The sequence below is a fragment of the Streptomyces swartbergensis genome (assembly GCF_002148965.1).
Taxonomy (GTDB): Bacteria; Actinomycetota; Actinomycetes; order Streptomycetales; family Streptomycetaceae; genus Streptomyces; species Streptomyces swartbergensis.
In genome coordinates this window covers 1-24,016 of sequence record NZ_NGFN01000102.1, presented here as the reverse complement: position 1 = coordinate 24,016, position 24,016 = coordinate 1, and the positions used below count along the sequence as shown (strand labels likewise).

General features: G+C 70.8%; 25 protein-coding genes, 1 tRNA gene and 1 pseudogene. 11 read left to right on the top strand and 16 right to left on the bottom strand.

Translation table 11 applies throughout. The features are described 5' to 3' along the window. The 7 genes and pseudogenes from CA983_RS18160 to CA983_RS18130 all read left to right on the top strand — a co-directional run. Nucleotides 1-233: pseudogene (locus tag CA983_RS18160) on the top strand (DUF2797 domain-containing protein); the annotation flags it as partial. A gap of 165 nt (nt 234-398) precedes the next feature. Beyond that, nucleotides 399-1,139: a response regulator transcription factor gene (locus tag CA983_RS18155; protein WP_086601953.1), complete on the top strand. Its 741-nt coding sequence runs from the start codon at nt 399-401 to the stop codon at nt 1,137-1,139. Then, nucleotides 1,136-2,758: a sensor histidine kinase gene (locus CA983_RS18150; protein ID WP_086601952.1), complete on the top strand. Its 1,623-nt coding sequence runs from the start codon at nt 1,136-1,138 to the stop codon at nt 2,756-2,758. Before CA983_RS18155 ends, CA983_RS18150 begins: the two co-directional genes overlap by 4 nt. Nucleotides 2,759-2,772: 14 nt before the next feature. Continuing rightward, entirely contained in the window at nt 2,773-4,152 is a 1,380-nt protein-coding gene (locus CA983_RS18145) for a bifunctional glycosyltransferase family 2/GtrA family protein (RefSeq protein ID WP_086601951.1), read from the top strand. Continuing rightward, entirely contained in the window at nt 4,149-6,344 is a 2,196-nt protein-coding gene (locus CA983_RS18140; protein ID WP_086601950.1) for an ArnT family glycosyltransferase, read from the top strand. The genes CA983_RS18145 and CA983_RS18140 overlap by 4 nt, the downstream gene beginning before the upstream one ends. 106 nt (nt 6,345-6,450) lie before the next feature. After that, a complete protein-coding gene (locus tag CA983_RS18135) occupies nt 6,451-7,947 on the top strand; it encodes an MFS transporter (protein WP_086601955.1) in 1,497 nt (498 codons plus the stop codon). A 145-nt stretch (nt 7,948-8,092) separates the two neighbouring features. After that, nucleotides 8,093-8,857: a TetR/AcrR family transcriptional regulator gene (locus CA983_RS18130; protein WP_086601949.1), complete on the top strand. Its 765-nt coding sequence runs from the start codon at nt 8,093-8,095 to the stop codon at nt 8,855-8,857. A gap of 26 nt (nt 8,858-8,883) precedes the next feature. On the opposite strand, the gene CA983_RS18125 is transcribed toward CA983_RS18130, so the two are convergent. Together CA983_RS18125 and CA983_RS18120 are read right to left on the bottom strand one after the other, a co-directional pair. Then, entirely contained in the window at nt 8,884-9,354 is a 471-nt protein-coding gene (locus CA983_RS18125) for a PPOX class F420-dependent oxidoreductase (protein ID WP_086601948.1), read from the bottom strand. A gap of 10 nt (nt 9,355-9,364) precedes the next feature. Then, nucleotides 9,365-9,727, bottom strand: a complete 363-nt coding sequence (locus CA983_RS18120; RefSeq protein WP_279628444.1) for an STAS domain-containing protein — start codon at nt 9,725-9,727, stop codon at nt 9,365-9,367. A gap of 207 nt (nt 9,728-9,934) precedes the next feature. On the opposite strand from CA983_RS18120, the gene CA983_RS18115 reads away from it, so the two are divergent. Both CA983_RS18115 and CA983_RS18110 read left to right on the top strand, forming a co-directional pair. Next, on the top strand, nt 9,935-10,654 hold the full coding sequence (locus CA983_RS18115) for an ANTAR domain-containing protein (RefSeq protein ID WP_086601946.1): 720 nt from the start codon (nt 9,935-9,937) through the stop codon (nt 10,652-10,654). 57 nt (nt 10,655-10,711) lie between these two features. Then, nucleotides 10,712-11,413 (top strand): GAF and ANTAR domain-containing protein, encoded by a 702-nt coding sequence (locus CA983_RS18110; RefSeq protein WP_086601945.1) that lies wholly within the window; start codon nt 10,712-10,714, stop codon nt 11,411-11,413. On the opposite strand, the gene CA983_RS18105 is transcribed toward CA983_RS18110, so the two are convergent. The 3 genes from CA983_RS18105 to CA983_RS18095 all read right to left on the bottom strand — a co-directional run bounded on the left by CA983_RS18105 (nt 11,396) and on the right by CA983_RS18095 (nt 15,404). Next, complete coding sequence (locus tag CA983_RS18105; RefSeq protein WP_086601944.1) at nt 11,396-12,253, bottom strand: YceI family protein; 858 nt, start codon at nt 12,251-12,253, stop codon at nt 11,396-11,398. The two genes, CA983_RS18110 and CA983_RS18105, sit on opposite strands and share 18 nt — an antisense overlap. 102 nt (nt 12,254-12,355) lie before the next feature. Continuing rightward, complete coding sequence (locus CA983_RS18100; RefSeq protein ID WP_167407398.1) at nt 12,356-14,818, bottom strand: MFS transporter; 2,463 nt, start codon at nt 14,816-14,818, stop codon at nt 12,356-12,358. A gap of 97 nt (nt 14,819-14,915) precedes the next feature. Further along, nucleotides 14,916-15,404, bottom strand: a complete 489-nt coding sequence (locus tag CA983_RS18095) for a MarR family winged helix-turn-helix transcriptional regulator (protein WP_086601942.1) — start codon at nt 15,402-15,404, stop codon at nt 14,916-14,918. 215 nt (nt 15,405-15,619) lie between these two features. On the opposite strand from CA983_RS18095, the gene CA983_RS18090 reads away from it, so the two are divergent. Continuing rightward, complete coding sequence (locus CA983_RS18090; RefSeq protein WP_086601941.1) at nt 15,620-15,814, top strand: hypothetical protein; 195 nt, start codon at nt 15,620-15,622, stop codon at nt 15,812-15,814. A gap of 766 nt (nt 15,815-16,580) precedes the next feature. Here the strand turns inward: CA983_RS18090 and CA983_RS18080 are convergent. The 8 genes from CA983_RS18080 to CA983_RS18045 all read right to left on the bottom strand — a co-directional run bounded on the left by CA983_RS18080 (nt 16,581) and on the right by CA983_RS18045 (nt 21,275). Further along, on the bottom strand, nt 16,581-17,486 hold the full coding sequence (locus tag CA983_RS18080; protein ID WP_086601939.1) for an RNA polymerase sigma factor SigF: 906 nt from the start codon (nt 17,484-17,486) through the stop codon (nt 16,581-16,583). Nucleotides 17,487-17,845: 359 nt separating this feature from the next. Next, nucleotides 17,846-18,700, bottom strand: a complete 855-nt coding sequence (locus CA983_RS18075; RefSeq protein ID WP_086601938.1) for an RNA polymerase sigma factor SigF — start codon at nt 18,698-18,700, stop codon at nt 17,846-17,848. Between the two features lie 145 nt (nt 18,701-18,845). Further along, nucleotides 18,846-19,139, bottom strand: a complete 294-nt coding sequence (locus CA983_RS18070) for a Dabb family protein (RefSeq protein ID WP_086601937.1) — start codon at nt 19,137-19,139, stop codon at nt 18,846-18,848. Then, nucleotides 19,139-19,315, bottom strand: coding sequence for a hypothetical protein (locus CA983_RS18065; RefSeq protein WP_086601936.1), 177 nt, complete (start codon nt 19,313-19,315; stop codon nt 19,139-19,141). Before CA983_RS18065 ends, CA983_RS18070 begins: the two co-directional genes overlap by 1 nt. A gap of 115 nt (nt 19,316-19,430) precedes the next feature. Next, nucleotides 19,431-19,515, bottom strand: a tRNA-Ser gene (locus CA983_RS18060). Nucleotides 19,516-19,570: 55 nt separating this feature from the next. Next, complete coding sequence (tadA, locus tag CA983_RS18055; RefSeq protein WP_086601935.1) at nt 19,571-20,002, bottom strand: tRNA adenosine(34) deaminase TadA; 432 nt, start codon at nt 20,000-20,002, stop codon at nt 19,571-19,573. Between the two features lie 128 nt (nt 20,003-20,130). Continuing rightward, on the bottom strand, nt 20,131-20,667 hold the full coding sequence (locus tag CA983_RS18050; protein WP_086601934.1) for a tRNA adenosine deaminase-associated protein: 537 nt from the start codon (nt 20,665-20,667) through the stop codon (nt 20,131-20,133). Nucleotides 20,668-20,942: 275 nt separating this feature from the next. Further along, the gene (locus tag CA983_RS18045) at nt 20,943-21,275 is read right to left on the bottom strand and encodes a hypothetical protein (protein WP_143645506.1); all 333 of its coding nucleotides are present in this window, start codon (nt 21,273-21,275) and stop codon (nt 20,943-20,945) included. A 200-nt stretch (nt 21,276-21,475) separates the two neighbouring features. Between CA983_RS18045 and upp the strand changes: the two genes are divergently transcribed. After that, nucleotides 21,476-22,111, top strand: coding sequence for a uracil phosphoribosyltransferase (gene upp, locus CA983_RS18040; protein ID WP_086601954.1), 636 nt, complete (start codon nt 21,476-21,478; stop codon nt 22,109-22,111). A gap of 80 nt (nt 22,112-22,191) precedes the next feature. Here the strand turns inward: upp and CA983_RS18035 are convergent, their stop codons facing one another. From CA983_RS18035 to CA983_RS46720, 3 genes are all read right to left on the bottom strand, one after another. After that, a complete protein-coding gene (locus CA983_RS18035) occupies nt 22,192-22,809 on the bottom strand; it encodes a LytR C-terminal domain-containing protein (RefSeq protein WP_086601932.1) in 618 nt (205 codons plus the stop codon). Between the two features lie 121 nt (nt 22,810-22,930). Further along, a complete protein-coding gene (locus CA983_RS18030) occupies nt 22,931-23,227 on the bottom strand; it encodes a type II toxin-antitoxin system VapB family antitoxin (protein ID WP_003991361.1) in 297 nt (98 codons plus the stop codon). Nucleotides 23,228-23,716: 489 nt separating this feature from the next. Beyond that, a complete protein-coding gene (locus tag CA983_RS46720) occupies nt 23,717-23,875 on the bottom strand; it encodes a hypothetical protein (protein ID WP_167407397.1) in 159 nt (52 codons plus the stop codon). Nucleotides 23,876-24,016 lie beyond the last annotated feature (141 nt).

The following is a 24,016-nucleotide window of genomic DNA, read 5'->3' as shown; positions in this document are numbered from 1 at the left end:
GGTTGCCCCCCGCCGTCGGGGAGGTGGGGGAACTCGTCGCCGGTGGGGTCGTGAGCGGGGAGCTCGTGGCTGCTGCGGGGCCCGATCTGCATCTGGCGACCGGGGGTGGGGTTGTCGTGCTGGACACGCGGCTGATGAGTGGGTGGGGGCTGGTGCCCGCCGGGAGTGCGGAACTGACTGTTCCGATAAGGGAGTTCAAGGAGGAGGTGGGTGTGCAGGACGGGTTGTTCTGACCCGCGCCGCCAAGATGAGCGCCGCCCAGCTGATGAGCGCCGCCAGCTGATGAACCCCGCTCGCCGGCATTCCCAGGCAATCCCTGAGAAGCGCCTGTGTGTTTCTCAGGGAAATCACAGGCTCTCGAAAGGGCGTTCTCAGAGCACCCCGAGATCGTGTGCACCATGACCACGACCTCGCCCCAGGGGCGCACCGAACTGCTGAGGCCGGACGGGAGCCCCGTCCGAGTGCTTGTGGTGGACGACGAGATGTCGATCACCGAGCTGCTGTCCATGGCCCTGCGCTACGAGGGATGGCAGATCCGGAGTGCCGGTGACGGCACGGGTGCCATCCAGACCGCTCGTGACTTCCGGCCCGACGCCGTCGTCCTGGACATGATGCTGCCCGACATGGACGGGCTGGCCGTGCTCGGGCGGCTGCGCCGTGAACTGCCGGACGTGCCGGTCCTCTTCCTCACCGCCAAGGACGCCGTGGAGGACCGGATCGCCGGGCTGACGGCAGGTGGGGACGACTACGTCACCAAGCCGTTCAGCCTCGAAGAGGTCGTCGCGCGGCTGCGCGGGCTGATACGGCGGTCCGGTGCCGCCGACCGGCGCTCCGAATCCACGCTGGTTGTCGGCGACCTCACCCTCGACGAGGACAGCCATGAAGTCACCCGCGGCGGTGAGAACATCCACCTGACCGCGACCGAGTTCGAGCTGCTGCGGTTCCTGATGCGCAATCCGCAGCGCGTGCTCAGCAAGGCGCAGATCCTGGACCGCGTGTGGTCGTACGACTTCGGCGGGCAGGCCAACGTCGTCGAGCTGTACATCTCGTATCTGCGGCGGAAGATCGACGCCGGGCGCGAGCCGATGATCCACACTCGGCGTGGTGCCGGTTACCTGATCAAGCCCGCGGTCTCGTGAGCGGGCGGCGACGGCCGAGTACGCGGCAGAGGGCGGGCAAGCTGTCGCGAGCGGGCAAGCCGCGCACGCTGCGGACGCGGCTCGTCGTCGCGTCCGTGGTGCTGATTGCCGTGGTGTGTGCGGTGATCGGAACGGTGACGACGCTCGCCCTCAGGTCGCATCTGTACGAGCAGTTGAACGGGCAGCTCGACGAGGTCGCGTCCCGGGCCGCGCTGAGCCCTCCGAAGATGCCCGGCAGGAACGGGGCCGACAGGGCCGACGCACCCGCGCAGAAGAAGCAGATCAGCCTCCGCGAGTTCGTGACCATGGGCCCGCAGCCGAGCGGGACGGTCGCGGCCAGGATCGAGGGCGGGCAGATCACGGACTCCGCACGCGGCGAGAAGTCCGAGGACAACTTCCAGATGACGGCGAAGTCGCTCACCTCCGCCCAGATCGCCGCGCTCGCCGCCGTTCCGCAGGTCAAGGGGACGGTCGAGACGGTCGACCTCCCGGGTCTCGGCGAGTACCAGGTCGAGTACAAGTCAGGCGACAAGGGCAGCTACTACGTCGCCATCCCCACCACGGACGTCACCAACACGATCAACACCCTCATCCTGGTCGAGATCAGCGTCACCGCAGCCGGACTGGCCGCCGCAGGGCTGGCCGGTTCCGTACTGGTCGGCGTAGCCACCCGCCCCCTCCGCCGCGTAGCCGCCACCGCCACCCGGGTCTCCGAACTCCCCCTGCACACCGGCGAGGTGAACCTCAGCGAGCGTGTGCCCGACTCCGAGACCGACCCGCACACCGAGGTCGGGCAGGTCGGAGCCGCGCTCAACCGGATGCTCGACCACGTCCACGGCGCGCTGCACGCACGGCAGCGGAGCGAGACGCGGGTCAGGCAGTTCGTCGCCGACGCCAGTCACGAGCTGCGGACCCCGCTCGCCTCCATCCGCGGGTACGCCGAGCTGACCAGGCGGGGCAGAGAGGAGGTCGGGGCCGACACCCGGCACGCCCTCGGGCGGATCGAGTCCGAGGCCGGGCGCATGACCCTGCTCGTTGAGGATCTGCTGCTGCTCGCCCGGCTGGACGCCGGGCGGCCGCTGCAGTTCGAGCAGACCGACCTCGTACCGCTCGTCGTGGACACCGTCAGCGACGCCCGTGCGGCCGGCCAGGACCACAACTGGCGGCTCGACCTGCCCGACGAGCCCGCGCTCGTGTCGGCGGACGCGGCCCGGCTCCAGCAGGTCCTGGTCAACCTGCTCGGCAACGCCCGCAACCACACCCCGCCCGGTACGACCGTCACCGCCCGCGTCCAGCGGCGCGGCCCCTGGCTGTGCGTGGACGTCGAGGACAACGGGCAGGGCATTCCGGCCGAGTTGCTCCCGCACGTCTTCGAACGGTTCGCGCGCGGTGACTCCGCGCGGACCCGCGCCACCGGCTCGACCGGTCTCGGCCTCGCCATCGTGCGGGCCGTCGCGACCGCGCACGGCGGTGCCGTGACCGTCGACAGCGCGCCCGGGCGGACCGTGTTCACGGTGCGCCTGCCCGCGCTGCCGGCCCTGCCGCAGCCGGACATGAGCCGGCGACAGCACTCACAGGCACGCCACAGCGTCACCACATGGGCACAACAGGGCGCCTGACGAAAGTCGGTTCCATGCGAACCGATTCTTCTCCCGGCACCCTGCCGGCGCGGGAGCACCTCCCGGCCGCACCAGCCGGTACGCCTGTCCTGGACGTAGTGATCCCCGTCTACAACGAGGAGAGGGACCTCCAGCCGTGCGTGCGCAGACTGCACGAGCACCTCGCCCGCACCTTCCCGTACGCGTTCCGCATCACGATCGCGGACAACGCCTCCACGGACACCACCCCGCAGGTGTCGGCGCGGCTGGCGGCGGAGATCCCCGAGGTCGCCACCTTCCGCCTGGAGCAGAAGGGCCGCGGCCGCGCCCTGCGGGCCGTCTGGTCGGCCTCGGAGTCCCCCGTCCTCGCCTACATGGACGTGGACCTGTCCACCGACCTCAACGCCCTGCTCCCGCTGGTGGCGCCGCTGATCTCCGGCCACTCGGACCTCGCGATCGGCTCCCGGCTGGCCCATAGCTCGCGTGTGGTGCGCGGCCCCAAGCGGGAGTTCATCAGCCGGGCCTACAACCTCATCCTGCGCGGCTCGCTCCAGGCCCGCTTCTCGGACGCCCAGTGCGGGTTCAAGGCGATCCGCCGTGACGTGGCGCAGGTGCTGCTGCCCCTGATCGAGGACACCGGCTGGTTCTTCGACACCGAGATGCTGGTGCTCGCCGAGCGCGCGGGGCTGCGTATCCACGAGGTGCCGGTCGACTGGGTCGACGACCCGGACTCGACCGTGCACATCGTCAGGACCGCGACCGACGACCTCAAGGGGGTGTGGCGGGTGGGCAGGGCCCTGGCCACCGGGGCGCTGCCGCTGGACCGGCTCACCCGGCCGTTCGGCGACGACCCGCGCGACCGTGAGATCAAGGACGTACCGCGGGGCCTGGCCCGCCAGTTGGTCGGCTTCTGCGTCGTCGGCGGTCTGTCCACCCTCTTCTACCTGCTCCTCTACAGCGGCTTCCGGGTTTTCACCGGTTCCCAGGTCGCCAACGCCCTCGCCCTGCTGGTCTCGGCGATCGCCAACACCGCCGCGAACCGGCGGCTCACCTTCGGGGTGCGCGGGCGCGGCGGGGCCGTACGGCACCAGGCACAGGGCCTGGTCGTCTTCGGCATCGGGCTCGCCCTGACCAGCGGCTCGCTCGCCGCGCTGGGCGCGGCCACGTCCGAGCCGGCGCACTCCACCGAACTGGCGGTGCTCATCGCCGCCAACCTCGCGGCGACCGTGCTGCGCTTCCTGCTCTTCCGGGCGTGGGTGTTCCCGGACCGGCACGACAGCGAGACGACGGTGGTCGCCTCGTACCACACCGACCAGTTCCGCGCCGGTGAAGCCGCGGACGGCACCTGGAGGGACGCCACCGTGCAGCTGCTGCCGGTGCGCCCCCACGACACCGATGCGAGGGACTTCCGATGACCGTCCACTACGACCAGCAGATCACCGACAGAGACACGAGTCCCGGAACCCGGACCCGCCCCCCGGCACCGGCGGCAGCAGCACCGGCCCCCGACGCCGGTGAACCCGAGCGGCCCCTGCCGCAGCGGCTGTGGCGCGGCCGGCCCGAGGACCCCCGCTGGGCCCGCCCGGCCTTCCTCGCCCTGCTGCTGGCGACCGCGGTGCTCTACCTCTACAACCTGAGCGCCTCCGGCTACGCCAACTCCTTCTACTCGGCGGCCGTTCAGGCGGGCAGCCAGTCCTGGAAGGCCTTGTTCTTCGGCTCGCTGGACGCCGCCAACGCCATCACCGTCGACAAGCCCCCGGCCGCCCTGTGGCCGATGGCCCTGTCCGTGCGGCTGTTCGGCCTCAGCTCGTGGGCGATCCTCGTGCCCGAGGTCCTCATGGGCGTCGGCACGGTGGCCGTCGTGTACGCGGCCGTACGCCGCCGGTTCAGCCCCGCGGCCGGTCTGATCGCGGGCGCGGTGCTCGCGCTCACGCCCGTCGCGGCGCTGATGTTCCGCTTCAACAACCCGGACGCGATGCTGGCCCTGCTGATGGCCGTGGCCTGCTACTTCGTCATCCGGGCTCTGGAGGACGGCCGTACGAAGTGGCTGGTGTGGGCGGGTGTGGCCATCGGCTTCGCGTTCCTCGCCAAGACACTCCAGGCGTTCCTGATCCTGCCGCCGCTGGCCCTCGTGTACGCGGTGTGCGCACCGGTGTCGGTGAAGAAGCGCTTCGGGCAACTGGCCCTTGCCACGGTCGCGTTGGTCGCCTCGGGCGGCTGGTGGGTCGCGATCGTCGAACTCTGGCCCGCGTCCTCCCGCCCGTACATCGGCGGCTCGCAGAACAACAGCTTCCTGGAACTGACCTTCGGCTACAACGGCCTGGGCCGCCTGAACGGCGACGAGACCGGCAGCGTCGGTGGCGGCAACGGCGGTGGCGCTTGGGGCGAGACCGGCTGGGACCGCCTGTTCAGCTCCAGCATCGGCGGCCAGATCTCCTGGCTGATCCCGGCCGCGCTGATCCTGCTCGTGGCGGGCCTGGTGGCCACGCTCCCCCACTCTCGACTTCGCTCGAGCGGGGGGACCCCCATGGCGGGGCGTACGTCGGCGACGCACGGTTCGTTCCTGGTCTGGGGCGGCGCGCTGATCACGACCATGCTGGTCTTCAGCTACATGCAGGGCATCTTCCACGAGTACTACACGGTCGCGCTCGCCCCCTACATCGCGCCGCTGATCGGCATGGGCTCGGCGCTGCTCTGGGACAAGCGCGACAAGGCGTGGGCGTCGCTGACCCTGGCTGCCGCGATGACGACCACCGCGGCCTGGGGCTACGTCCTGCTCAACCGCTCCTCCGACTACCTGCCCTGGCTGAAGTGGTTCGTCCTGGTCGGCGGCCTGACGGCGGCCCTCGGTCTGATCTTCGCCGGCCGGCTGGGGCGCCGACTGGCCCTGGGAGCGGCCGGACTGGGCCTGCTCGCCGCGCTGGCAGGTCCGGCGGCGTACACGCTCACCACGGTGAACGAGGGGCACACGGGCTCGATCGTCACCGCGGGTCCGGCGGTCGCGGGCGGTCGCGGTGGGCCGGGTGGCGGTGGCGCCCCCGGCGATGGCGGTTTCCCGGGCGGCGGCCCGAACCAGCAGAACGGCAACGGCAACGGCAATGCCCAGGGCGGGCAGGGCAACGGCTTCCCCGGCGGCGGTTTCCCGGGCGGGGGCCAGAACCAGCAGGGCCAGAACACCACCCCCGGCGGCCGGACCGGCGACGACGGCCGCATGGGCGGCGGTGGCGGCATGGGAGGTCTGCTCAACGGCGCCAGTGTCGGCTCCGAGGCCAAGAAGCTGCTGGAGACCGACGCCGACCAGTACACCTGGGCCGCGGCGGCCCTCGGCGCCCAGAACGCCGCGAGTTACCAGCTGTCCACCGGCGAACCGGTGATGGCCATCGGCGGCTTCAACGGCACGGACCCGTCCCCGACGCTCGCGCAGTTCAAGACGTACGTGGAGGAGGGAAAGATCCACTACTTCATCGCCTCCGGCGCGGGCGGCGGCATGGGTGGCAGCAGCGACGGCACGTCCTCCCAGATCACCACCTGGGTCGAAGCCAACTTCAAGAAGGTCACGGCCGGTTCGGCCACTTTCTACGACCTCACACAGAAGGCGAGCAGCTGACCGTTCCCTGACCGGGAGAAGGGCGGTGGCCGGGAGCCACCGCCCTTCTCCGTGGGCACGATTACTCGGTTGTACGCCGTATGGGAGCTATTCTACGGTGTACAGCATGACGACGTCCCCACAGGAAGAGGCCCCGCCGCAGACGGCGCACGGCGGCCACCCCCAGCGCTGGCTGATCCTCGGTGTCATCTGCCTCGCGCAGCTCACCGTCCTGCTCGACAACACGATCCTGAACGTGGCGATCCCCTCGCTCACCCGCGAGATGGACGCGACGACCGCCGACGTCCAGTGGATGATGAACGCCTACTCACTGGTGCAGTCCGGTCTGCTGCTCACGGCGGGCAACGCCGCCGACCGCTACGGCCGCAAGCTGCTGCTGATGTCGGGCCTGGCGATCTTCGGTGTGGGCTCGCTGGTGGCCGGCCTGTCCCAGAGCCCGGCCCAGCTGATCGCGGCCCGCGCCGGTATGGGCGTCGGCGGCGCGCTGCTGATGACCACGATCCTCGCCGTCGTCGTGCAGATCTTCGACGACGAGGAGCGCGTCAAGGCCATCGCGCTGTGGTCCACGGTCAGTTCGCTCGGTTTCGCGGCCGGGCCGCTGATCGGCGGAGTGATGCTGAACCACTTCTGGTGGGGCGCGATCTTCCTGATCAACATCCCCGTCGCCGTGCTCGGCCTGGTCGCGGTCGCCGCGCTCGTACCGGAGTCCAAGCACAAGGCGGGCGACCGTCCCGACCTGGTCGGCGCGCTGCTGTCGACCATCGGCATGACGGGCGTCGTGTACGCGATCATCACCGGCCCCGAGCACGGCTGGACGTCCGGTCAGGTGCTGGTCTCCGCGCTGATCGGCATGGTCGTTCTCGGCCTGTTCGTGACGTGGGAGCTGCGGATCGAGCACCCCATGCTCGACATGCACTTCTTCCGCAACCAGAAGTTCGTGGGCGCGGTCGCGGGCGCGATCCTCGTGGCGTTCGGCATGACGGGCTCGCTGTTCCTGCTCACCCAGCACCTCCAGTTCGTGCTCGGCTACGAGCCGTTGGACGCGGGTCTGCGGACGGCACCGCTGGCATTGACCGTGGTCGCGCTCAACTTCACCGGGCTCGGAGCGAAGCTGGTGCTCAAGGTCGGCACGCCGGCGGCCATCGCACTCGGCATGACCCTGGTGTCGGCCGGACTGGCGGCGATCGCGCTGCTCGGCGGGCACGGGTACGGCGGGATGCTGCTCGGCCTGGTCGTGATGGGTGCGGGTGTGGCGTTGTCCATGCCGGCCATGGCCAACGCGATCATGAGTGCGATACCGCCGGAGAAGGCGGGTGTGGGAGCGGGGATCAACGGGACGCTCGCGGAGTTCGGCAACGGGCTGGGCGTTGCCGTCCTCGGTGCGGTGCTCAACTCGCGGTTCGCGTCGCTGGTCGCCGTGTCCGCGGCCTCCTTGCCGGCGGCGCTTGCGGCGGCTGGCGGTGCTGAGGAGAAGGCACGGATCGCTGACGCGTTCGCCTCCGGGTTGGAGACGAGTCAGTTGGTGGGGGCTGTGTCTGTGCTGTCCGGGGGGTTGGTCGCGGCGGCGTTGTTGCGGCGGGCTGAGCGGGCAGAATCCGCCTGAGAGCTCGGGGCGTGCGGTCGTCGTGCGGGTGCGGGTTCGCTGTGGTTGATCGCGCCCACGCGGCGGAGCCTCAAGTCGACACAGCCCCGCACCCCTTGCGGGGCGCCTAGCATGATCGGCATCAGCAAGTCGAGGAAGGTGCGCCATGGCGAAGGCAGCCGAGAAGGCCGCGCGGACCAGCGTCTGGCTGGAAAGCACAGCGCACCGGCGGCGCGGCGGCGGGCAGCCCTCGGGGCTGGACCGCGCGCGCATCATCGAGGTCACCGTCCGGCTGCTGGACGCCGAGGGGCTGGCCAAGTTCTCGATGCGGCGGCTGGCAGGTGAGCTGAGCGTCACCGCGATGTCCGTCTACTGGTACGTCGACACCAAGGACGACCTCCTCGAACTCGCCCTGGACGAGGTCATGGGCGAGATGCGGCTGCCGGATCCGGACGCCGACGAGGACTGGCGGGACCAGGTGCGGGCGCTGGCCCGGGAGTACCGGACGCTGCTGGTGCGTCACCCCTGGGTGTCCGCGCTGGTCGGCGTCTTCCTCAACATCGGCCCCAACAGTCTGGCCTTCTCCCGGGCCGTACAGCGCGTCGTCCGCAGGACCGGGCTGCCCGCGAAGCGCCTGACGAGCACGATCTCGGCCGTCTTCCAGTTCGTCTACGGCTACGGCACGCTGGAGGGCCACCTCTCCGCCCGTGCCAAGGCCGGCGGCATGACCGTGGACGAGTACTTCCAGCAGGCCCTGAGCACGGTGACCGCGGCCCCGCAGGCCGCCGACGTCATCCAGGAGTCCCAGGAGATCATGGCGGCGCGCGGTGGCGAGACGGTCGCCGAGATGCTGGAGCGCGACTTCGAGTTCGCGCTGGAACTGCTGGTCGCGGGCATCGAGGCGATGGTCGCCCGGGAGTCAGGGGCCTGAGCGGGAGGGCCGGCCACTCCGGTCGGCTACTCCCCCTCGGCAAGCCGTGCCGGGAACCCGCCGGTCGCCACCGGCCCCCACCGCTCCGGTGTGACGCGGATGATCGACTTGCCCTGCTTGAGCATCGCCGCGCGGTACTCGTCCCAGTCGGGGTGCTCCCCGGCGATGTTCCGGTAGTACTCCACGAGCGGCTCGACGGAGTCGGGCGGGTCGATGACCTCGGCCGTGCCGTCGATCTGGACCCAGGGGCCGTTCCAGTCGTCGCTGAGGACGATCAGGCTCACCCGGGGGTCCCGCTTGGCGTTGCGGGTCTTGGCCCGCTCCGGGTACGTCGAGACCACGATCCGGCCGGAGTCGTCGACGCCGCAGGTCAGCGGCGAGCCCTGGGGGCCGCCGTCGGCACGCCGGGTCAGCAGGATGGCGTGGTGCCGGGGTCGTACGAAGTCGAGCAGCTCGTCGAGGGAGACGCGGGTGTTCGTAGCGATGTTCGGTGCCATGCCGGGCAGCCTACGACGCCATGGCCTCGGCGACGTTGTCGTACACGGGCACGTCCCGGCGCAGGCCGGTCAGTTCCAGTACGCGGCTCGCCACACCCTCCGGCCGGGCCACCACGCGCATCCGGGCCCCGGGGGGCAGCCGGTGGCGGATGTCGTTGATGAGGCGGATGCCCTGGGAGTCCATGAAGCAGGTCGTGGTGAGGTCGAGGACGAGTACCTCCAGCCGGTCACCACGGGCCTGAGCCTCGGACACGATGAGCGGAAGGAGCTGCTCCGCGTTGCAGAAGTCGATCTCCGCGGGCATGGTGAGGTGGACGCGGCCGGGCAGGTCACGCGGTTCGGTGGGATTCGGGAGGAAAGTCACAGCACTCACCTGGCAGACGTTCGTCCGGATTCCGGTAAGGCCGCTTCCTGACCCGTGGGGCCATTCCACCATGCCGGAGCGCGGCTGCGGAAGCGCCTGTGGCGGCCGTCGGCCGGACGTCACCTTGACGCAACCGAGCAGCTAGAGTGCTGTTCGTCCTGTGCTCGCAGTCGGGAATGTGCTGCGGAGCTCTCCTGCGCACGGCCATGGTCGTGCATGCCGAAGAGGTTCGTGGTGGCTGCGTCCGAGTTTCCTGATTTGCCCCGTTTCGAGGTCGGCTTCGAGCTGGCCGAGGCCCTGACGGTGGCTTCTCAGCAGCTGCACGAGACCCCCACACGGCACAACACGCTGCGCACGGCGGTCCGGCTGGCGGTGCACCTCATGCCCGGGGCCGAGCACGCCGGCATCTCCGAGATCGAGCGCGGCAACAAGTTCCGTATGCTCGCCTGGACCGACGACGTCGTGCGCTCCGCGGGGGCCCGGCACGGCGGCCGGGAACCGCACAGGCACTGGGACCAGTTGTGGCACAGCCCGGTGGCGCGGATAACGGACAGCGAGGACGACGGCTGGGATGTGCTGTCGGCCCTGGGACTGCGCTCGGCGCTGTCGCTGCGGCTGCGCGCCGACCGCCGCCGGCTGACCGTGCTCACGGCCTACGCGCGCAAACCGGGCGCCTTCGACGAGGACGCGACGCGCATCGGCCGGCTGTTCACCACGCACGTCAGCATCGCCCTGGAGTCCGCCACCGTGCGCGAGCAGCTCACCGAGGCCATGCACACGCGGGACCTGATCGGCCAGGCCACCGGCATCCTCATGGAGCGCCAGGCCATCGACGCGGCAGCGGCCTTCGAGAGCCTGGTGCGGGCCTCCCAGCGGGAGAACGTGAAACTGCGCGATCTGGCCCGCCGGATCGTCGGTGCTCACAACTCCACATGAGTCGCTGTGAGTTAGGGCGGGGGCGTTAAGGGGCGCCGACGGGATACACGTACGTTCATGAGCTCCGAGACGTCCGACACGCTGGACCAGGCGATGGTGCGCAGCAGCGGTCTCGACACCCTGCTGCGCGATCTGACCGACCGTGCGGTGCAGGAGGTGCCCGGCGCCGCCGCGTGCAGCATCACGGTGAGCCGCGGCGGCCGGCTGCTCACGCTGGCCGGCAGCGACGGCCTGCCCAGCGGCCTGGACCAGCGTCAGTACGAGAACGGCTCGGGCCCCTGCGTCGACGCCGCCGAGACCGGCGCCGAACAGTACGCGCCCGACCTGGCCGCGGAGTCCCGCTGGCCGGCGTACACGCCGTACGCGCTCTCCGCGGGCGTCCACTGCGTGCTGGCCGTGCCGGTCGCCGTCGAGGGCGAGACGGGCGCCGCGATCAACCTCTACGGCGTGCGGCCCGGAGTGCTGGACCCGGGCCGGGACGCGGCCCGTACCTTCGCCGCACGGGCGGGGGACGCGATCAACGTGGCGCTGCGCATCGAGCGCCGCCGCCAGTCGGTGGCCGACGTGCGCACCGCGCTGCTCTCCCGCAGCGTCATCGACCAGGCGATCGGCATCCTCATGGCCCAGGAGCGGATCAACGCACGTGACGCGCTGGAGCGGCTGCGCCGCGCCTCGCAGCACCGGAACGTCAAACTACGGGACCTCTGCGGCCAGTTGGTGGCGAAGGTCTCCAGCCCCGCCTCAGACAGACGGAAGTGACTCGCCCTGCACGGCCTGGATGTCCAGCTCCACCCTGAGCGTCGTGCCGATGGCGGCGATGCCCGCCTGGAGGACCTGGTTGTAGTTCATCGCGAAGTCCTCGCGGTGCAGTTCGGTCGTGGCACGGAACGCCGCCCGGGTGCCGCCCCACGGGTCCGGGCCGGTGCCGAGGTAGGCCAGGTCCAGGTCGACCGGCCGTACGACCCCGTGCATGCCCAGCTCGCCGTGGACCGTCCACCGGTCGGACCCGGTCGCCGTCAGTCCCGTGGACCGATAGGTGATCTCGGGGAACCGCTCGACGTCCAGGAAGTCCGGCGACTTCAGGTGCCCGTCGCGCATGCCGTTGCCGGTGTCGATGGACGCGGCCCGGATCACCGCCTCCACACGGGACTTGGTGACGTCGTCCGGGGCGATCTCGATCGAGCCGGAGAACTCCGTGAACCGGCCGTGCACGCTGGAGATGCCCAGGTGCTGTGCCACGGCGGCCACGCTGGAGTGCACCGGGTCGACGGTCCACCGCCCCGGCGGCGGCAGCTCGGTACCGCCCTGCCGCGCCAGCGTCACCGTGCCGACCTCCGCCCGGCCTCCCCCACTCTCGGCTTCGCTCGAGCGGGAGGTGCCCCCACCCGTGACGATCACGCTGGAGGCCGCGGGCGCGTATCCGACGGCGGTGACGATGACGGTGTACGCCCCCGGCTGAAGCGGCGTCGCGTCCCGCACGGCGCCCTCCGAGTCCGCCTCGGCACGCAGCGCCTGGGCACCGGTCATGTCGGCCACGGTGACGACCGCGTGCGACACGGCCCAACCGTCCCGGGTACGGATCCTCGCGGTCAGTCCCATCTCAGCTAACTCCCCTAAAACAGAAACTCGAAATGAAACCGGCCCGTGGCAGGGGCGCGCCTCCGCTCGGAGCGCGCCCACCGCCACGGGCCGGGGCTTGTCCTACTCGCCGGGGTGGGCGAGTTCGATGTCGTGGGCGTCGGTGCCGCGGCCCGTGACCGTCAGGGCGGTGGCCACCGGCGGGTAGCCCGTGGCGATGACGGTGTACTCGCCGCCGTCCAGGTCGGTGAAGGCGTACGCCCCGTCCGTGCCGGTCGTGGCCGAGCCGACGACGTTGCCCGCCTGGTCGACCAGCGTCACCCGGGCGTCGGCCAGCGGGCCGTGCGGGGCGCGGACGACACCCTGGACACGGGCGCCCGAGTCCAGGTCGATCTCGACCCGGGTGACCCCGGTGCCGCCCACCTCGACGGGCAGGGCGCGCGGCCGGTACCCGGTGGCGTTCACCGCGACGGTCACCGCACCCGGCACCAGCTCGGCGAAGGAGAACTCGCCCTGCTCACCGGTGGCCTGGGTGGCCAGCAGATCCCCGCGCACGTCGGTCACGATCACCATCGCGTCCCTGACCGGCTGCCCGCTCTCGGCGGCCCGCACCAGGCCGGTCAGCCCGCTGGTGCCGCTGAGCAGGATGTCGTAGGCGACCGGCTCGCCGTTCACCACGACCGTGGACGCCTGTGGCTGGTAGCCGTCGGCGGACGCGATCAGCACGTACGAGCCGGAGCCCGGGGCGTCCACCGCGTACGAACCGTCGGCCTGTGCCACGGACCGGCCCAGCTGACGCCCGGCCAGCGAGATCAGCGTGACGGCGGCCCGCGGCACGGGCGCGCTCTCGTTGCCGCGGACGAAGCCGCGGACCGGCACACCACCCCCACCGGACGCGGGCTCCTCGGTCCGGGCCGCCGTGGCGACGGCGGCGAGCCGCTGCGTGCCCTCGGGTCCGGTGCCGTCGGCGGCCTCGGTGTCCGCCACGGCCCAGCTCGGCACGGCCTTCTCCGCGGCGGGAGCCTCGGCGCCCGCCTCGGCGGGAGCCTCCGCACGGGCGTCGGTGTCCGCCGCCTGAGCCAGCCCACCCTTCGTCTTCAGGGGGACCTCCTTGATGAACAGCGACACCAGCAGCGCGAGCAGGGCCAGCGGGGCCGAGTAGAGGAACACGTCCGCGACACCGTGGCCGTAGGCGCTCTCCACGACGGTGCGGATCGGCGCGGGCATCGCATTCAGGTCGGGGATGCCGCCACCGCCGGTGCCGGCGTGGCCGAGGGCCGCACCCTTGGAACCGAGGTCGGCGAGGCCGTCCTTGACGTAGTCGGTGATCTTGTTGCCCAGGACCGCGCCGAGCGCTGAGACGCCCACGGCACCGCCCAGGGACCGGAAGAAGGTCACCGTGGAGCTGGCGGCGCCCAGGTCACGCGGCTCCACCTGGTTCTGCGTGCAGAGCACCAGGTTCTGCATCATCATGCCGATGCCGAGGCCCATCAGCGCCATGAAGATCGCTATGTGCCAGTACTCGGTGTCGTACCGGATCGTGCCCAGCAGCCCGAGTCCGGCCGTCACCAGCACACCGCCGCCGAGCAGCCAGCCCTTCCAGCGTCCGGTCCGGGTGATGACCTGGCCGGAGACGGTGGAGGAGACGAACAGGCCCGCGATCATCGGGATGGTCATGACGCCGGACATCGTCGGCGACTTGTCCCGCGCCAGCTGGAAGTACTGGCTGAAGAACACGGTCCCCGAGAACATCGCGACACCGACGAACAGCGAGGCCACGGAGGCCAGGGTGATCGTGCGGTTGCGGAACAGCCGCAACGGGATGATCGGCTCGCTCGCCTTCGCCTCGACCAGCACGAACAGCGCCAGCAGCACGACCGAGCCGCCGACCATCGCGTACGTCTGCCACGACACCCAGTCGTACTTGTCGCCGGCGAAGGTCACCCAGACCAGCAGCAGGCAGACGGCCGCGGTGATGAAGAAGGCGCCGGCCCAGTCGACCTTGACCTTCCGCTTCACCACGGGCAGGTGCAGGGTCTTCTGCAGCACGATCAGTGCGATCACGGCGAAGGGCACGCCGACGTAGAAGCACCAGCGCCAGCCGAGCCAGTCGGTGTCGGTGATGACACCTCCGACCAGCGGGCCGCCGACCATGGCGGTGGCGAAGGTGGCGCCGAGGTAGCCGTTGTAACGGCCGCGCTCACGCGGCGAGATCATCGCCGCCATGATGATCTGGGCCAGCGCGGACAGACCGCCCATGCCGATGCCCTGGACCGCGCGGAACCCGATGAGCATGCCCGGGTTCTGGGACATGCCGGCCGCCGCCGACCCCAGGACGAACACGACGAGTGCGACCTGGATCAGCAGTTTCTTGGAGAACAGGTCGGCGAGCTTGCCCCACAGCGGTGTGGACGCGGTCATCGTCAGCAGGGACGCGGTCACGACCCAGGTGTAGGCGCTCTGGCCGCCGCCGAGGTCGCCGATGATCCGGGGCAGGGCGTTGGAGACGATCGTCGACGACAGGATCGCGACGAACATGCCGAGCAGGAGGCCGGTGAGGGCCTCCATGATCTGCCGGTGCGTCATCGGAGCGCCGCCGCCGGAGGAGCCGTGGGAGCCTCCCCCGTGCTTGGCATGAGCCCGCACACCGGCTGGTGTGGTCGTTGCCATGGGCTTCCTTTTCTTACGTGCTTGCGGGTGTACGGGTGGTCGGTACGACAGCGGGTGGTGCCGCCCGGGGCGTGGGCCGGCAGTCGAAGCTCTCCCTGAGGCGCGCCATCAGATCCGTGAGCCGGCCGACGTCCTCGTCCGTCCAGTCGCTCAGGCGCTCGGCGAGGACCTCGGTGGTCCGCCGGGACAGCTCGTCGAGCTGTGCGTGGCCCGCGGGCGTGAGGCGCAGGATGCGGGAGCGCTTGTCCGCGGGGTCGGGGGAGCGTTCGATCCAGCCCCGGGCCACGACGTGCGCGACATGGCGGCTGGTGACCGACATGTCCACCGCGAGCAGCTCGGCGAGCTTGCTCATGCGCATGTCGCCGTGGCGGCCCAGCAGTGTCAGAACGGCCGCCGAGCCGCCGGTGCAGTCGGCCGGCATGATCCGGCCGAGCTCCCGCTTCACGGCGCCGAAGGCACTGAACTGGCGGACCAGCTCTTCGTACTGCGCCCTCTCGGCCATGACACCTCCCGCTTTCGTTGCTTAGGGCAACCGTAGGAGTGGTTGGTTGCTGAAGGCAAATAAAGAAGGTGAATGCGGCATAAAAAGTTGGCAAAGGCAAGTATTGCGGTAGTAAATGTGCTGGTGGTGACGCTGGTGGCAGGGGTCGGGCGAGACCAAACGGAAGGCCAACCCCCACTTGGGGAGCCCCGGCGTTTTCGCTAGGGTCTCGGGCCATGGCTACCAACCAGGCTCCCCAGGGCAACCACGACCCCGCCGGCAGCACCCAGATGTTCCGCGCGTTCGTCGACGAGGCGCCGCAGGGGCGGCAGGCCGCGCCGACGAGTGGCGGGCCGCGTATCGGTCTCATCCTCGGCGTCGTCGTCGCCGTCGCGGTGGTCGCGGCGGTGGCTTGGCTGGCGCTGGGGTGACGTTGACGGTGCGCCGGGTTTCCTGAACTCGGCGTCGGTGTGGGGGCCGGGGCGTTGCGCGACTCGGCACTGTCCGGTTGCCCGGCGCCGTTGCCGGGGCCGGGGCGCTGCGCAACCCGGCGCTGTGGGGTGCAGCACGATTGCCCGCAGCGGCGGCCGGTGTCAGCCCTGCGGCTGGGTGAGACCCCTACGCGCCGCACTCGCAGCGGCGGCGTGCAGCCGTGCGGAACCACCGCGCCCCTGCACGCGGGGCGGCGGACTGCGGAGCCACGCGGCTGGACGATGTCACCACGCGCCCGCACCCTCCGGCGACGGTCTGCGGCAGCTGAGTGGGCGGCGCCCGCGGCTCAGCCGAGGTGCAGCCGCACCCGCGTACGGCGAGAAGGGGACGTGTCGGGGGGTGTCCGCCCGCAGCGGTTGGCGCGTCAACGGACCGTCAGTCGGTCACCCACCCCATCGCGCCGTTCCGAGGACGGACACCCCCCGGCGCGGCCCCGACCCACAACACGGCGCAGGCGCAGCTACCACCGGCGGGTAGGGCGTCCACGACCTGCGGATGAGCGGCCCACCACCCCGGCGGGTCGGCGAGCCATCACCCGCGGGTCGGCGGACCACCTGCGGTGGGTAGGGCGTCCATGACCTGCGGATGAGCGGCCCACCACCCCGGCGGGTCGGCGAGCCATCACCCGCGGGTCAGCGAGCCACCACCCGCAGGTCAGCGAGCCACCCGCAGGTAGGCGAGCCACACCCGCGGGGTTCGGCGCGGTCAGTCCGAGATGAGGCCTTCCCTCAGCTGTGCCAGGGTCCTGGTCAGCAGGCGGGACACGTGCATCTGTGAGATGCCGACCTCCTCGCCGATCTGCGACTGCGTCATGTTCGCGAAGAACCGCAGCATGATGATCCGGCGTTCGCGAGGCGGCAGTTTGGCCAGCAGCGGCTTCAGGGACTCGCGGTACTCCACGCCCTCCAGCGCGGTGTCCTCGTACCCCAGGCGGTCCGCCAGCGAGCCCTCGCCGCCGTCGTCCTCCGGCGCCGGGGAGTCCAGCGAGGACGCCGTGTACGCGTTCCCCACCGCCAGCCCGTCGACGACGTCCTCCTCGGACACCCCGAGCACGGACGCGAGTTCGGTGACCGTCGGCGAGCGGTCCAGCTTCTGCGAGAGCTCGTCACTGGCCTTCGTCAGGGCCAGCCGCAGCTCCTGAAGCCGGCGCGGCACCCGCACCGACCACGACGTGTCGCGGAAGAACCGCTTGATCTCGCCCACGACGGTTGGCATCGCGAACGTCGGGAACTCGACGCCTCGTTCGCAGTCGAACCGGTCGATCGCCTTGATCAGCCCGATCGTGCCGACCTGGACGATGTCCTCCATCGGCTCGTTGCGGGAGCGGAACCGCGCCGCCGCGTACCGCACCAGCGGCAGGTTGAGCTCGATCAGGGTGTCGCGGACGTACGCACGCTCGGGGCTGTCCTCGTCGAGCGCGGCGAGCCGCAGGAACAGGGAGCGGGACAGGGTGCGGGTGTCGATGGCCCCCGTGGCCGGAATCGCCGGCGCGGGCTCGGTCGCGAGCTCGGCCGGAACGTCGTCGATGGGGCCGAGTGAGTCGAGAGCATGGGGAGCTGTGTCGCTCTCCGCGAGCGTGAGCACCTTCGAGCTGCCCTGTTCTGCGGACATGCCACCCCCTTTGGGTCGCGGGACGGTCGCGGCGGACGCTCCCGTCTGAGGAACGCAGCCTTCACCTGAATACCGGAGCCGAAGCCTCGGCAAACGCGCTTCCCGCAGAATGTCACATGTCGGCAACACGCTGTAGTGACATGTCGACATCTGAGACGCCAATCCGCCCTGCAAACAAGGGGTCTGACGCCTTTTCGGCCCGCAACTGTCGGGAACGGCCCTGAGGAGCGATTCGCTCGCCACGGTTATCACTCGCAACTGTTTGCGGTTATGTGTCGAGGGGGCCCACGGTCACCCGCCACCCGGTTCAAAGTCACCCGCCACCCCGGTTCAAAGTCACCCGCCACGCCGGTTCGCGGCTACGCGTCGATCCGGTTCGCGGACCGCAACCGCTGGAAGCTACGCGCGAGTAGCCGCGAGACATGCATCTGCGAGACGCCGAGTTCCGCACTGATCTGAGACTGCGTGAGATTGCTGTAGTACCGCAGCAGCAGAATCCGCTGCTCCCTTTCGGGCAGTTGTACGAGCAGATGCCGTACGAGATCCCGGTGCTCCACCCCGTCCAGCGCGGGATCCTCGTAGCCGAGCCGGTCCAGCAGTCCCGGCAGCCCGTCGCCCTCCTGTGCGGCCTCCAGAGAGGTCGCGTGATACGACCGCCCGGCCTCGATGCAGGACAGCACCTCGTCCTCGCTGATGCGCAGCCGCTCGGCGATCTCGGCCGTGGTCGGGGTGCGCCCGAAGGCGGTCGTGAGGTCCTCGGTCGCGCTGTTGACCTGCACCCACAGCTCGTGGAGCCGGCGCGGCACATGGACCGTACGGACGTTGTCGCGGAAGTAGCGCTTGATCTCGCCGATCACCGTCGGCATCGCGAACGTCGGGAACTGCACGCCCCGGTCCGGGTCGAAGCGGTCGATGGCGTTGATGAGCCCGATGGTGCCGACCTGGACGACGTCCTCCATCGGCTCGTTGCGGGAGCGGAACCGGGCGGCCGCGTAGCGCACGAGCGGGAGGTTGGCCTCGATGAGCGCCCCGCGCACCCGGTCGTGCTCCGGCGTCCCCGGCTGGAGCTCCTTGAGCTGCGCGAAGAGGACCTGCGTGAGGGCGCGGGTGTCGGCGCCGCGGCTCCGCTGGGGAGCCGGTTCCGAGGATGGTGCCTGAGGTGCGGTACTGGCCAGCACGGTCAACTCCACCTCGTCATCCGTCAACCCATCCATGCGCTCTTTCATCAAAAGCGGTCATAGCATCACAAGACATATGCACTATGTGCAAGCACCCCATAACTACGTGTTGAGGGATGAAATATCGCATAGATACGCACGAGCCCCCCGTCGGAACGACGGGGGGCTCGAAGCAAGCGGCTCAGAACTCGTAGTCGGCGATCACCCAGGTGGCGAACTCGCGCCACAGCGCGACACCCGCCTGGTGGTCGGGATGCTCGACGTACCGGCGCAGCGCGTCCGCGTCGTCGAAGGCCGAGTTGATGGCGAAGTCGTACGCGATGGGACGGTCACTGACGTTCCAGCCGAGCTCCCAGAAGCGGATCCCGGGGATCGTCCCCTCGAGCGACCGGAAGGCCTCGACGCCCTTCACGACCCGCGGGTCGTCGCGCTCGACGCCTTCGTGGAGCTTGAAGAGGACCAGGTGGCGGATCATCACTTTCCTCCGTTGGCGACCCACGTGGCGAAGTCGCCGAGGGCCTGGGCGGCGTCCGATATGCCCTGGAACCCTATCTGGACGTAGTCGGCGGCCTTGGCCGGGTCCGTGACGATCACGTACAGCGCGAAGACCACGACGACGTAGACGGCGACCTTCTTCGCGTTCACCGCCATCGCGGCCTCCCCAGTCACTGGTGTCTCATGCAGCGCACATGATCGCACGAAGGACCGATCTCACGAAGGGGCGGAACGCACGAAAGGCCCCGCTGATGACGGGGCCTTTCTCAAGCGGTAGCGGAGGGATTTGAACCCTCGGTGACTTGCGCCACACTCGCTTTCGAGGCGAGCTCCTTCGGCCGCTCGGACACGCTACCGAGGGAGACCTTACAGCAAGGTGCCGCGTGCTTTGAAATCGGTATCCGGCGTCGGTCAGCGACCGCGGAAGAACTCGGTGAGCAGCCCGGAGCACTCCTCGGCGAGCACGCCCTCGATCACCTCGGGCCGGTGGTTGAGCCGCCGGTCGCGGACGAGATCCCAGAGGGAGCCGACCGCGCCGGCCTTGTCGTCGCGGGCGCCGTAGACGAGCCGGTCGACGCGGGACTGCTGGATCGCGCCCGCGCACATCGTGCAGGGCTCCAGCGTCACCACCAGCGTGCAGCCGGCGAGCCGCCACCGGCCGAGCGCGGCCGCGGCCCGCCGGAGGGCGAGGACCTCCGCGTGGGCCGTCGGGTCGCCGCCGGCCTCGCGTTCGTTGTGCCCGGCCGCGAGCACGGTCGTGCCGTCCGGGGCCAGTACGACGGCACCGACGGGGACGTCCCCGCCCCGGGCGGCCTCGGCTGCCTCGTCCAGGGCGAGTCGCATCGCGGACCGCCAGGGGTCCCGTACCGGATCCGGCCGGTCCGGCTGTCCCGGCCGGTCCGGCTGTCCCGGCCGGTCCGGCTGTCCCGGCCGGTCCGGCCGGTCCGGTGGGCCCGGGTTGGTGCGAGCGGTCAGCGGACGGTCTCCAGGGTCTCCGAGGCGCCGAGGGCCTCGGCGATCTCCGTGACGGCGTCCGTCGCCAGCGAGCGCAGCTCCTTCTCGCTCACGCCGAGGTCGTCCAGGATCTGGGCGTCGCCGACCGGGCCGTGCGGCACGGCCTCACCGGTTCCGGCGACCGGGTCGCCGTCGTCGGCCTCGTCGTCGTCGGAATCACCGTCCTCGGTGCCGTCGAGGTCGAGGGCGTCCAGGTCGTCCCCGTCGTCGGGATCGCGTCCGAGCAGCTCGTCGGTGAGCAGGATCTCGCCGTAGCTGCTGCGGGCAGCGGCGGCGGCGTCCGAGACGTAGATGCGAGGGTCCTCCTCGCCGTCCACGCGGACGACGCCGAACCAGGCGTCCTCCTGCTCGATCAGCACGAGCACCGTGTCCTCGTCAGGGGAGGCTTCACGGGCCAGGTCGGCCAGATCCGACAGGGTTTCCACATCGTCGAGCTCCGTGTCGCTCGCTTCCCACCCGTCTTCGGTGCGCGCGAGCAGTGCGGCGAAGTACACCGTGACTCTCCCACTGGTCTTAGGCGTGCCGGTTGGGGGTCCCCCCGGCGGAGGTTGCGGGCGGGGAGTGCTCGTCCGAGCCCCACCCACACGGAATCGTGGCAGAAACAAGGCGTTCAGGGGACGTCTTCGGCTCCCTGTGTCCGGCAGTTTTGATCGCACGCTCGTTGCCGCCACCTGCGGATCGTACGCGGCTTTCCCCCGCTCCACGCACGGTCACCTCGGCAACGTCCGCGCGGTTCGTGATCTTCCCCGGGGGTTTCCTCACCCGTTTCCTACCAGCGGAACGTGCGCATGCGCATCGCGTGCCGCAGCCGGGCCGTCTTGACGCGGCGCGGCTGGACGCGGTCGCGCAGTTCCCGGGCCTCGGCCAGATCGCGCAGGAACCGGGCGCGCCGCCGACGGCGCTCGGCGTCGGTCTCGCTCGTCGTCCCGCCCAGCATGCGGGGCGCGTCGGCCGTGTCCGTCCCGCCGGTCGCGCCCGTCCCGCCGGTCGCGCCCGTCCCGCCCGGCGCGTCGGCCTGCCCGGTCTGGTCGGTCCGGGCAGCCTTGCCGGGCCGGGCAGTCCTGCCCCGCCTGCCGGGCCTGCCGGTCTTCTTGTCGGTCATGTCGGTCTCCGGGTCCGTCGCGGGCCGTGCGCGCGACGACGGAGCGTGTCGGGAATCCCGGTCGGGCATCAGCTTCACCACCCCCAGTCCGTCCTTCCCACCTTCCCCGGACGGACGGTTTGACGCCGGTGAACGGGTGACGGGCGGGCGGCGGGCTCGCCGTGCGGACGGGCTCAGCGGGCCCGGTTACTGTTGTGGACATGCGTCTCCACGTCGTCGACCACCCCCTGGTCGCACACAAGCTCACCGCGCTGCGCGACCAGCGCACCGACTCCGCGACCTTCCGCCGTCTCGCCGACGAGCTGGTCACCCTGCTCGCCTACGAGGCCACGCGCGACGTGCGCACCGAACAGGTCGACATCCGGACGCCGGTGGCCACGACCACGGGCGTCAAGCTGTCCCACCCGCGTCCGCTGGTGGTGCCGATCCTGCGGGCCGGCCTCGGCATGCTGGACGGCATGGTCCGGCTGCTGCCGACCGCCGAGGTGGGCTTCCTCGGCATGATCCGCAACGAGGAGACGCTCCAGGCCTCCACGTACGCCACGCGTATGCCGGAGGACCTGTCCGGCCGTCAGGTCTACGTGCTGGACCCGATGCTCGCCACCGGCGGCACGCTGGTCGCGGCGATCCAGGAGCTGATCCGGCGCGGCGCCGACGACGTGACCGCCGTGGTGCTGCTGGCCGCGCCGGAGGGCGTCGAGGTCATGGAGCGCGAGCTGGCGGGCACCCCGGTGACGGTCGTGACCGCGTCGGTCGACGAGCGCCTGAACGAGCACGGCTACATCGTGCCGGGTCTCGGAGACGCCGGGGACCGGATGTACGGGGCGGCCGAGTAGGTCCCGTCCCGGGAACTGGACCGGAGCGGTTCGGCAGCCCTTCCGCCTGAGCTGCTCGGCAGTCCTTCTGCCTGAGCTGTTCAGCAGCCCTTCTTCGACGACGGCGCCGGCTCGGGCCTGGCCAGCTTGGTCAGGGCCCGGTCGGCGTCCGGCTTCTTCGCCAGCTCCTTGAAGCCGTCACCGATGACGAGGTCGACGGCAGCGCCCTTGCGGGCCGCCTCGGTACGCCGTTCGGCGCCCGGGAGCTGGGTGCCGAGCACCGGCAGCGAGGTGTCGAGGGCGGAGGCGGGGCCGAGCAGCACGCCGGGGCCCTTGACCTTCTTGTCGTACTGCGTGGTCGCGTTGCCCACGTCGCCGATCTTGAAGCCGCGCTTCTTCAGCTCGTCGGCGGTCTTCTTGGCCAGGCCGCTGCGGGTGGTGGCGTTGAACACGTTGACCGTGATCGCGCGCGGTTCGGGCAGGGGCTCGGCGCTGGGCGAGGGGCTCGCCTTGGTCTCGGGGGCGCAGTCCGTCCCGCTGCCGGCGGCCGAGGCCTCTGTGCCGCCGCCGGTGAAGGCGTCGACGAGCTGCCACGTGCCCCAGCCGCCCACGCCGAGCACGGCGGCGGAGGCGACGACCAGGACGACGAGCCTGCCGCGCTGCCGGGGCCGGCGCATCCGCGGGTACTTGTTTCCCTTGATGCGGTATTCGCCGCCCATGCCGGGGGGAGTCAGCATGCTCATGAGCGCAGCGTAGTGCGCCCGGGCGACGATGCCTACTAGATGATCATTCGACGTCGCCCAGCAGAACCCGAAAGGGCCAACCCGTGACCGGCGCGGGTCAGTCGAGCTCGAGCACGCGCGCGTGCAGCACCTGGCGCTGCTGGAGCGCCGCCCGCACCGCGCGGTGCAGGCCGTCCTCCAGGTACAGATCGCCCTGCCACTTCACGACGTGCGCGAAGAGGTCGCCGTAGAACGTCGAGTCCTCGGCGAGCAGCGTCTCGAGATCGAGCTGCTGTTTGGTCGTCACGAGCTGATCGAGGCGGACCGGGCGCGGCGCGACGTCCGCCCACTGCCGGGTGCTGTCCCGGCCGTGGTCGGGGTACGGCCGGCCGTTTCCGATGCGCTTGAAGATCACACGGAAAGCCTACCGGGCGGGACCTTCCGGGCGCAGCCGTGGCGACGGAGTGTGACGCTGAAAAAAACCGCACAAGGCGGTATGAACCGGGAACAGCGGCGTGAATATGCCGGACTGCGCGACCATGCCGCTGCCGGAGGTGGCGTCCGCCCTCGCCCCCGAGGGCGTCAAGGACCTGAGGGCGGTCGTGACCTCCTGACCCAGAGGGCGATCAGGCGGACCATGCGTCTGATTCGCCCGAAAGAGGTCGGCGCCTTCTTCGTGGCGCGGTCCCCGAAGGACGTACCCGCCGATGCCCTCGCCCGGCCCGCAACCGCGTGCAGCACGCGTTGCGAGCCTTGACGCACGGCGGGCGGGAGATCACCCGGTCGCTGTCCGGGACGGCACGGACGACACGGATGGCACGGACGACACGGGCGGCACGGACGACACGGCCTTCGGGGCGGCGAAGGCGCCAGTCCGGTCGTCTCCGCCGCCGCCGCCGGTCGGTCAGCCGCGTTCCCGTTCCATCGGGCGCGGCTGTCGCTCCCGCGTTTCCGGCTTGGGCTTGGGCTCTGGATGGGACTGGGGCTGGGGCGGCTTGGGGGCGTTGCGGACGGCCTCGGCGCGCAGGAGGGCGCGCAGGACCGCGTACGGGTCTTCGAGCATGGCTGTGTTCCTCGTTCCGTAGTGCTGCGTAGTGCTGCGTACGGGCTGATGGACCGGACCGACCGGTGTCCGGTCCTGTCAGCAGCGCAGGACCTCGGAACGCAGGGGGCGAGGGTCGTGCCGCGGGCCCGGCGGCACGGG

Excerpts from the sequence above, each read along its gene's own strand:
- CA983_RS18110 (WP_086601945.1), top strand. The coding sequence starts at position 10,712 with ATGAGCTCCGAGACGTCCGACACGCTGGACCAGGCGATGGTGCGCAGC.
- tadA (WP_086601935.1), bottom strand. The coding sequence starts at position 20,002 with ATGCGACTCGCCCTGGACGAGGCAGCCGAGGCCGCCCGGGGCGGGGAC.
- CA983_RS18045 (WP_143645506.1), bottom strand. The coding sequence starts at position 21,275 with ATGACCGACAAGAAGACCGGCAGGCCCGGCAGGCGGGGCAGGACTGCC.
- CA983_RS18070 (WP_086601937.1), bottom strand. The coding sequence starts at position 19,139 with ATGATCCGCCACCTGGTCCTCTTCAAGCTCCACGAAGGCGTCGAGCGC.
- CA983_RS18035 (WP_086601932.1), bottom strand. The coding sequence starts at position 22,809 with ATGGGCGGCGAATACCGCATCAAGGGAAACAAGTACCCGCGGATGCGC.
- CA983_RS18130 (WP_086601949.1), top strand. The coding sequence starts at position 8,093 with ATGGCGAAGGCAGCCGAGAAGGCCGCGCGGACCAGCGTCTGGCTGGAA.
- CA983_RS18140 (WP_086601950.1), top strand. The coding sequence starts at position 4,149 with ATGACCGTCCACTACGACCAGCAGATCACCGACAGAGACACGAGTCCC.
- CA983_RS18095 (WP_086601942.1), bottom strand. The coding sequence starts at position 15,404 with ATGGCCGAGAGGGCGCAGTACGAAGAGCTGGTCCGCCAGTTCAGTGCC.
- CA983_RS18105 (WP_086601944.1), bottom strand. The coding sequence starts at position 12,253 with ATGGGACTGACCGCGAGGATCCGTACCCGGGACGGTTGGGCCGTGTCG.
- CA983_RS18145 (WP_086601951.1), top strand. The coding sequence starts at position 2,773 with ATGCGAACCGATTCTTCTCCCGGCACCCTGCCGGCGCGGGAGCACCTC.
- CA983_RS18065 (WP_086601936.1), bottom strand. The coding sequence starts at position 19,315 with ATGGCGGTGAACGCGAAGAAGGTCGCCGTCTACGTCGTCGTGGTCTTC.
- CA983_RS18080 (WP_086601939.1), bottom strand. The coding sequence starts at position 17,486 with ATGTCCGCAGAACAGGGCAGCTCGAAGGTGCTCACGCTCGCGGAGAGC.
- CA983_RS18075 (WP_086601938.1), bottom strand. The coding sequence starts at position 18,700 with ATGGATGGGTTGACGGATGACGAGGTGGAGTTGACCGTGCTGGCCAGT.
- CA983_RS18155 (WP_086601953.1), top strand. The coding sequence starts at position 399 with ATGACCACGACCTCGCCCCAGGGGCGCACCGAACTGCTGAGGCCGGAC.
- CA983_RS18135 (WP_086601955.1), top strand. The coding sequence starts at position 6,451 with ATGACGACGTCCCCACAGGAAGAGGCCCCGCCGCAGACGGCGCACGGC.
- CA983_RS18115 (WP_086601946.1), top strand. The coding sequence starts at position 9,935 with ATGCCGAAGAGGTTCGTGGTGGCTGCGTCCGAGTTTCCTGATTTGCCC.
- upp (WP_086601954.1), top strand. The coding sequence starts at position 21,476 with ATGCGTCTCCACGTCGTCGACCACCCCCTGGTCGCACACAAGCTCACC.
- CA983_RS18125 (WP_086601948.1), bottom strand. The coding sequence starts at position 9,354 with ATGGCACCGAACATCGCTACGAACACCCGCGTCTCCCTCGACGAGCTG.
- CA983_RS18090 (WP_086601941.1), top strand. The coding sequence starts at position 15,620 with ATGGCTACCAACCAGGCTCCCCAGGGCAACCACGACCCCGCCGGCAGC.
- CA983_RS46720 (WP_167407397.1), bottom strand. The coding sequence starts at position 23,875 with ATGCTCGAAGACCCGTACGCGGTCCTGCGCGCCCTCCTGCGCGCCGAG.
- CA983_RS18100 (WP_167407398.1), bottom strand. The coding sequence starts at position 14,818 with ATGACGCACCGGCAGATCATGGAGGCCCTCACCGGCCTCCTGCTCGGC.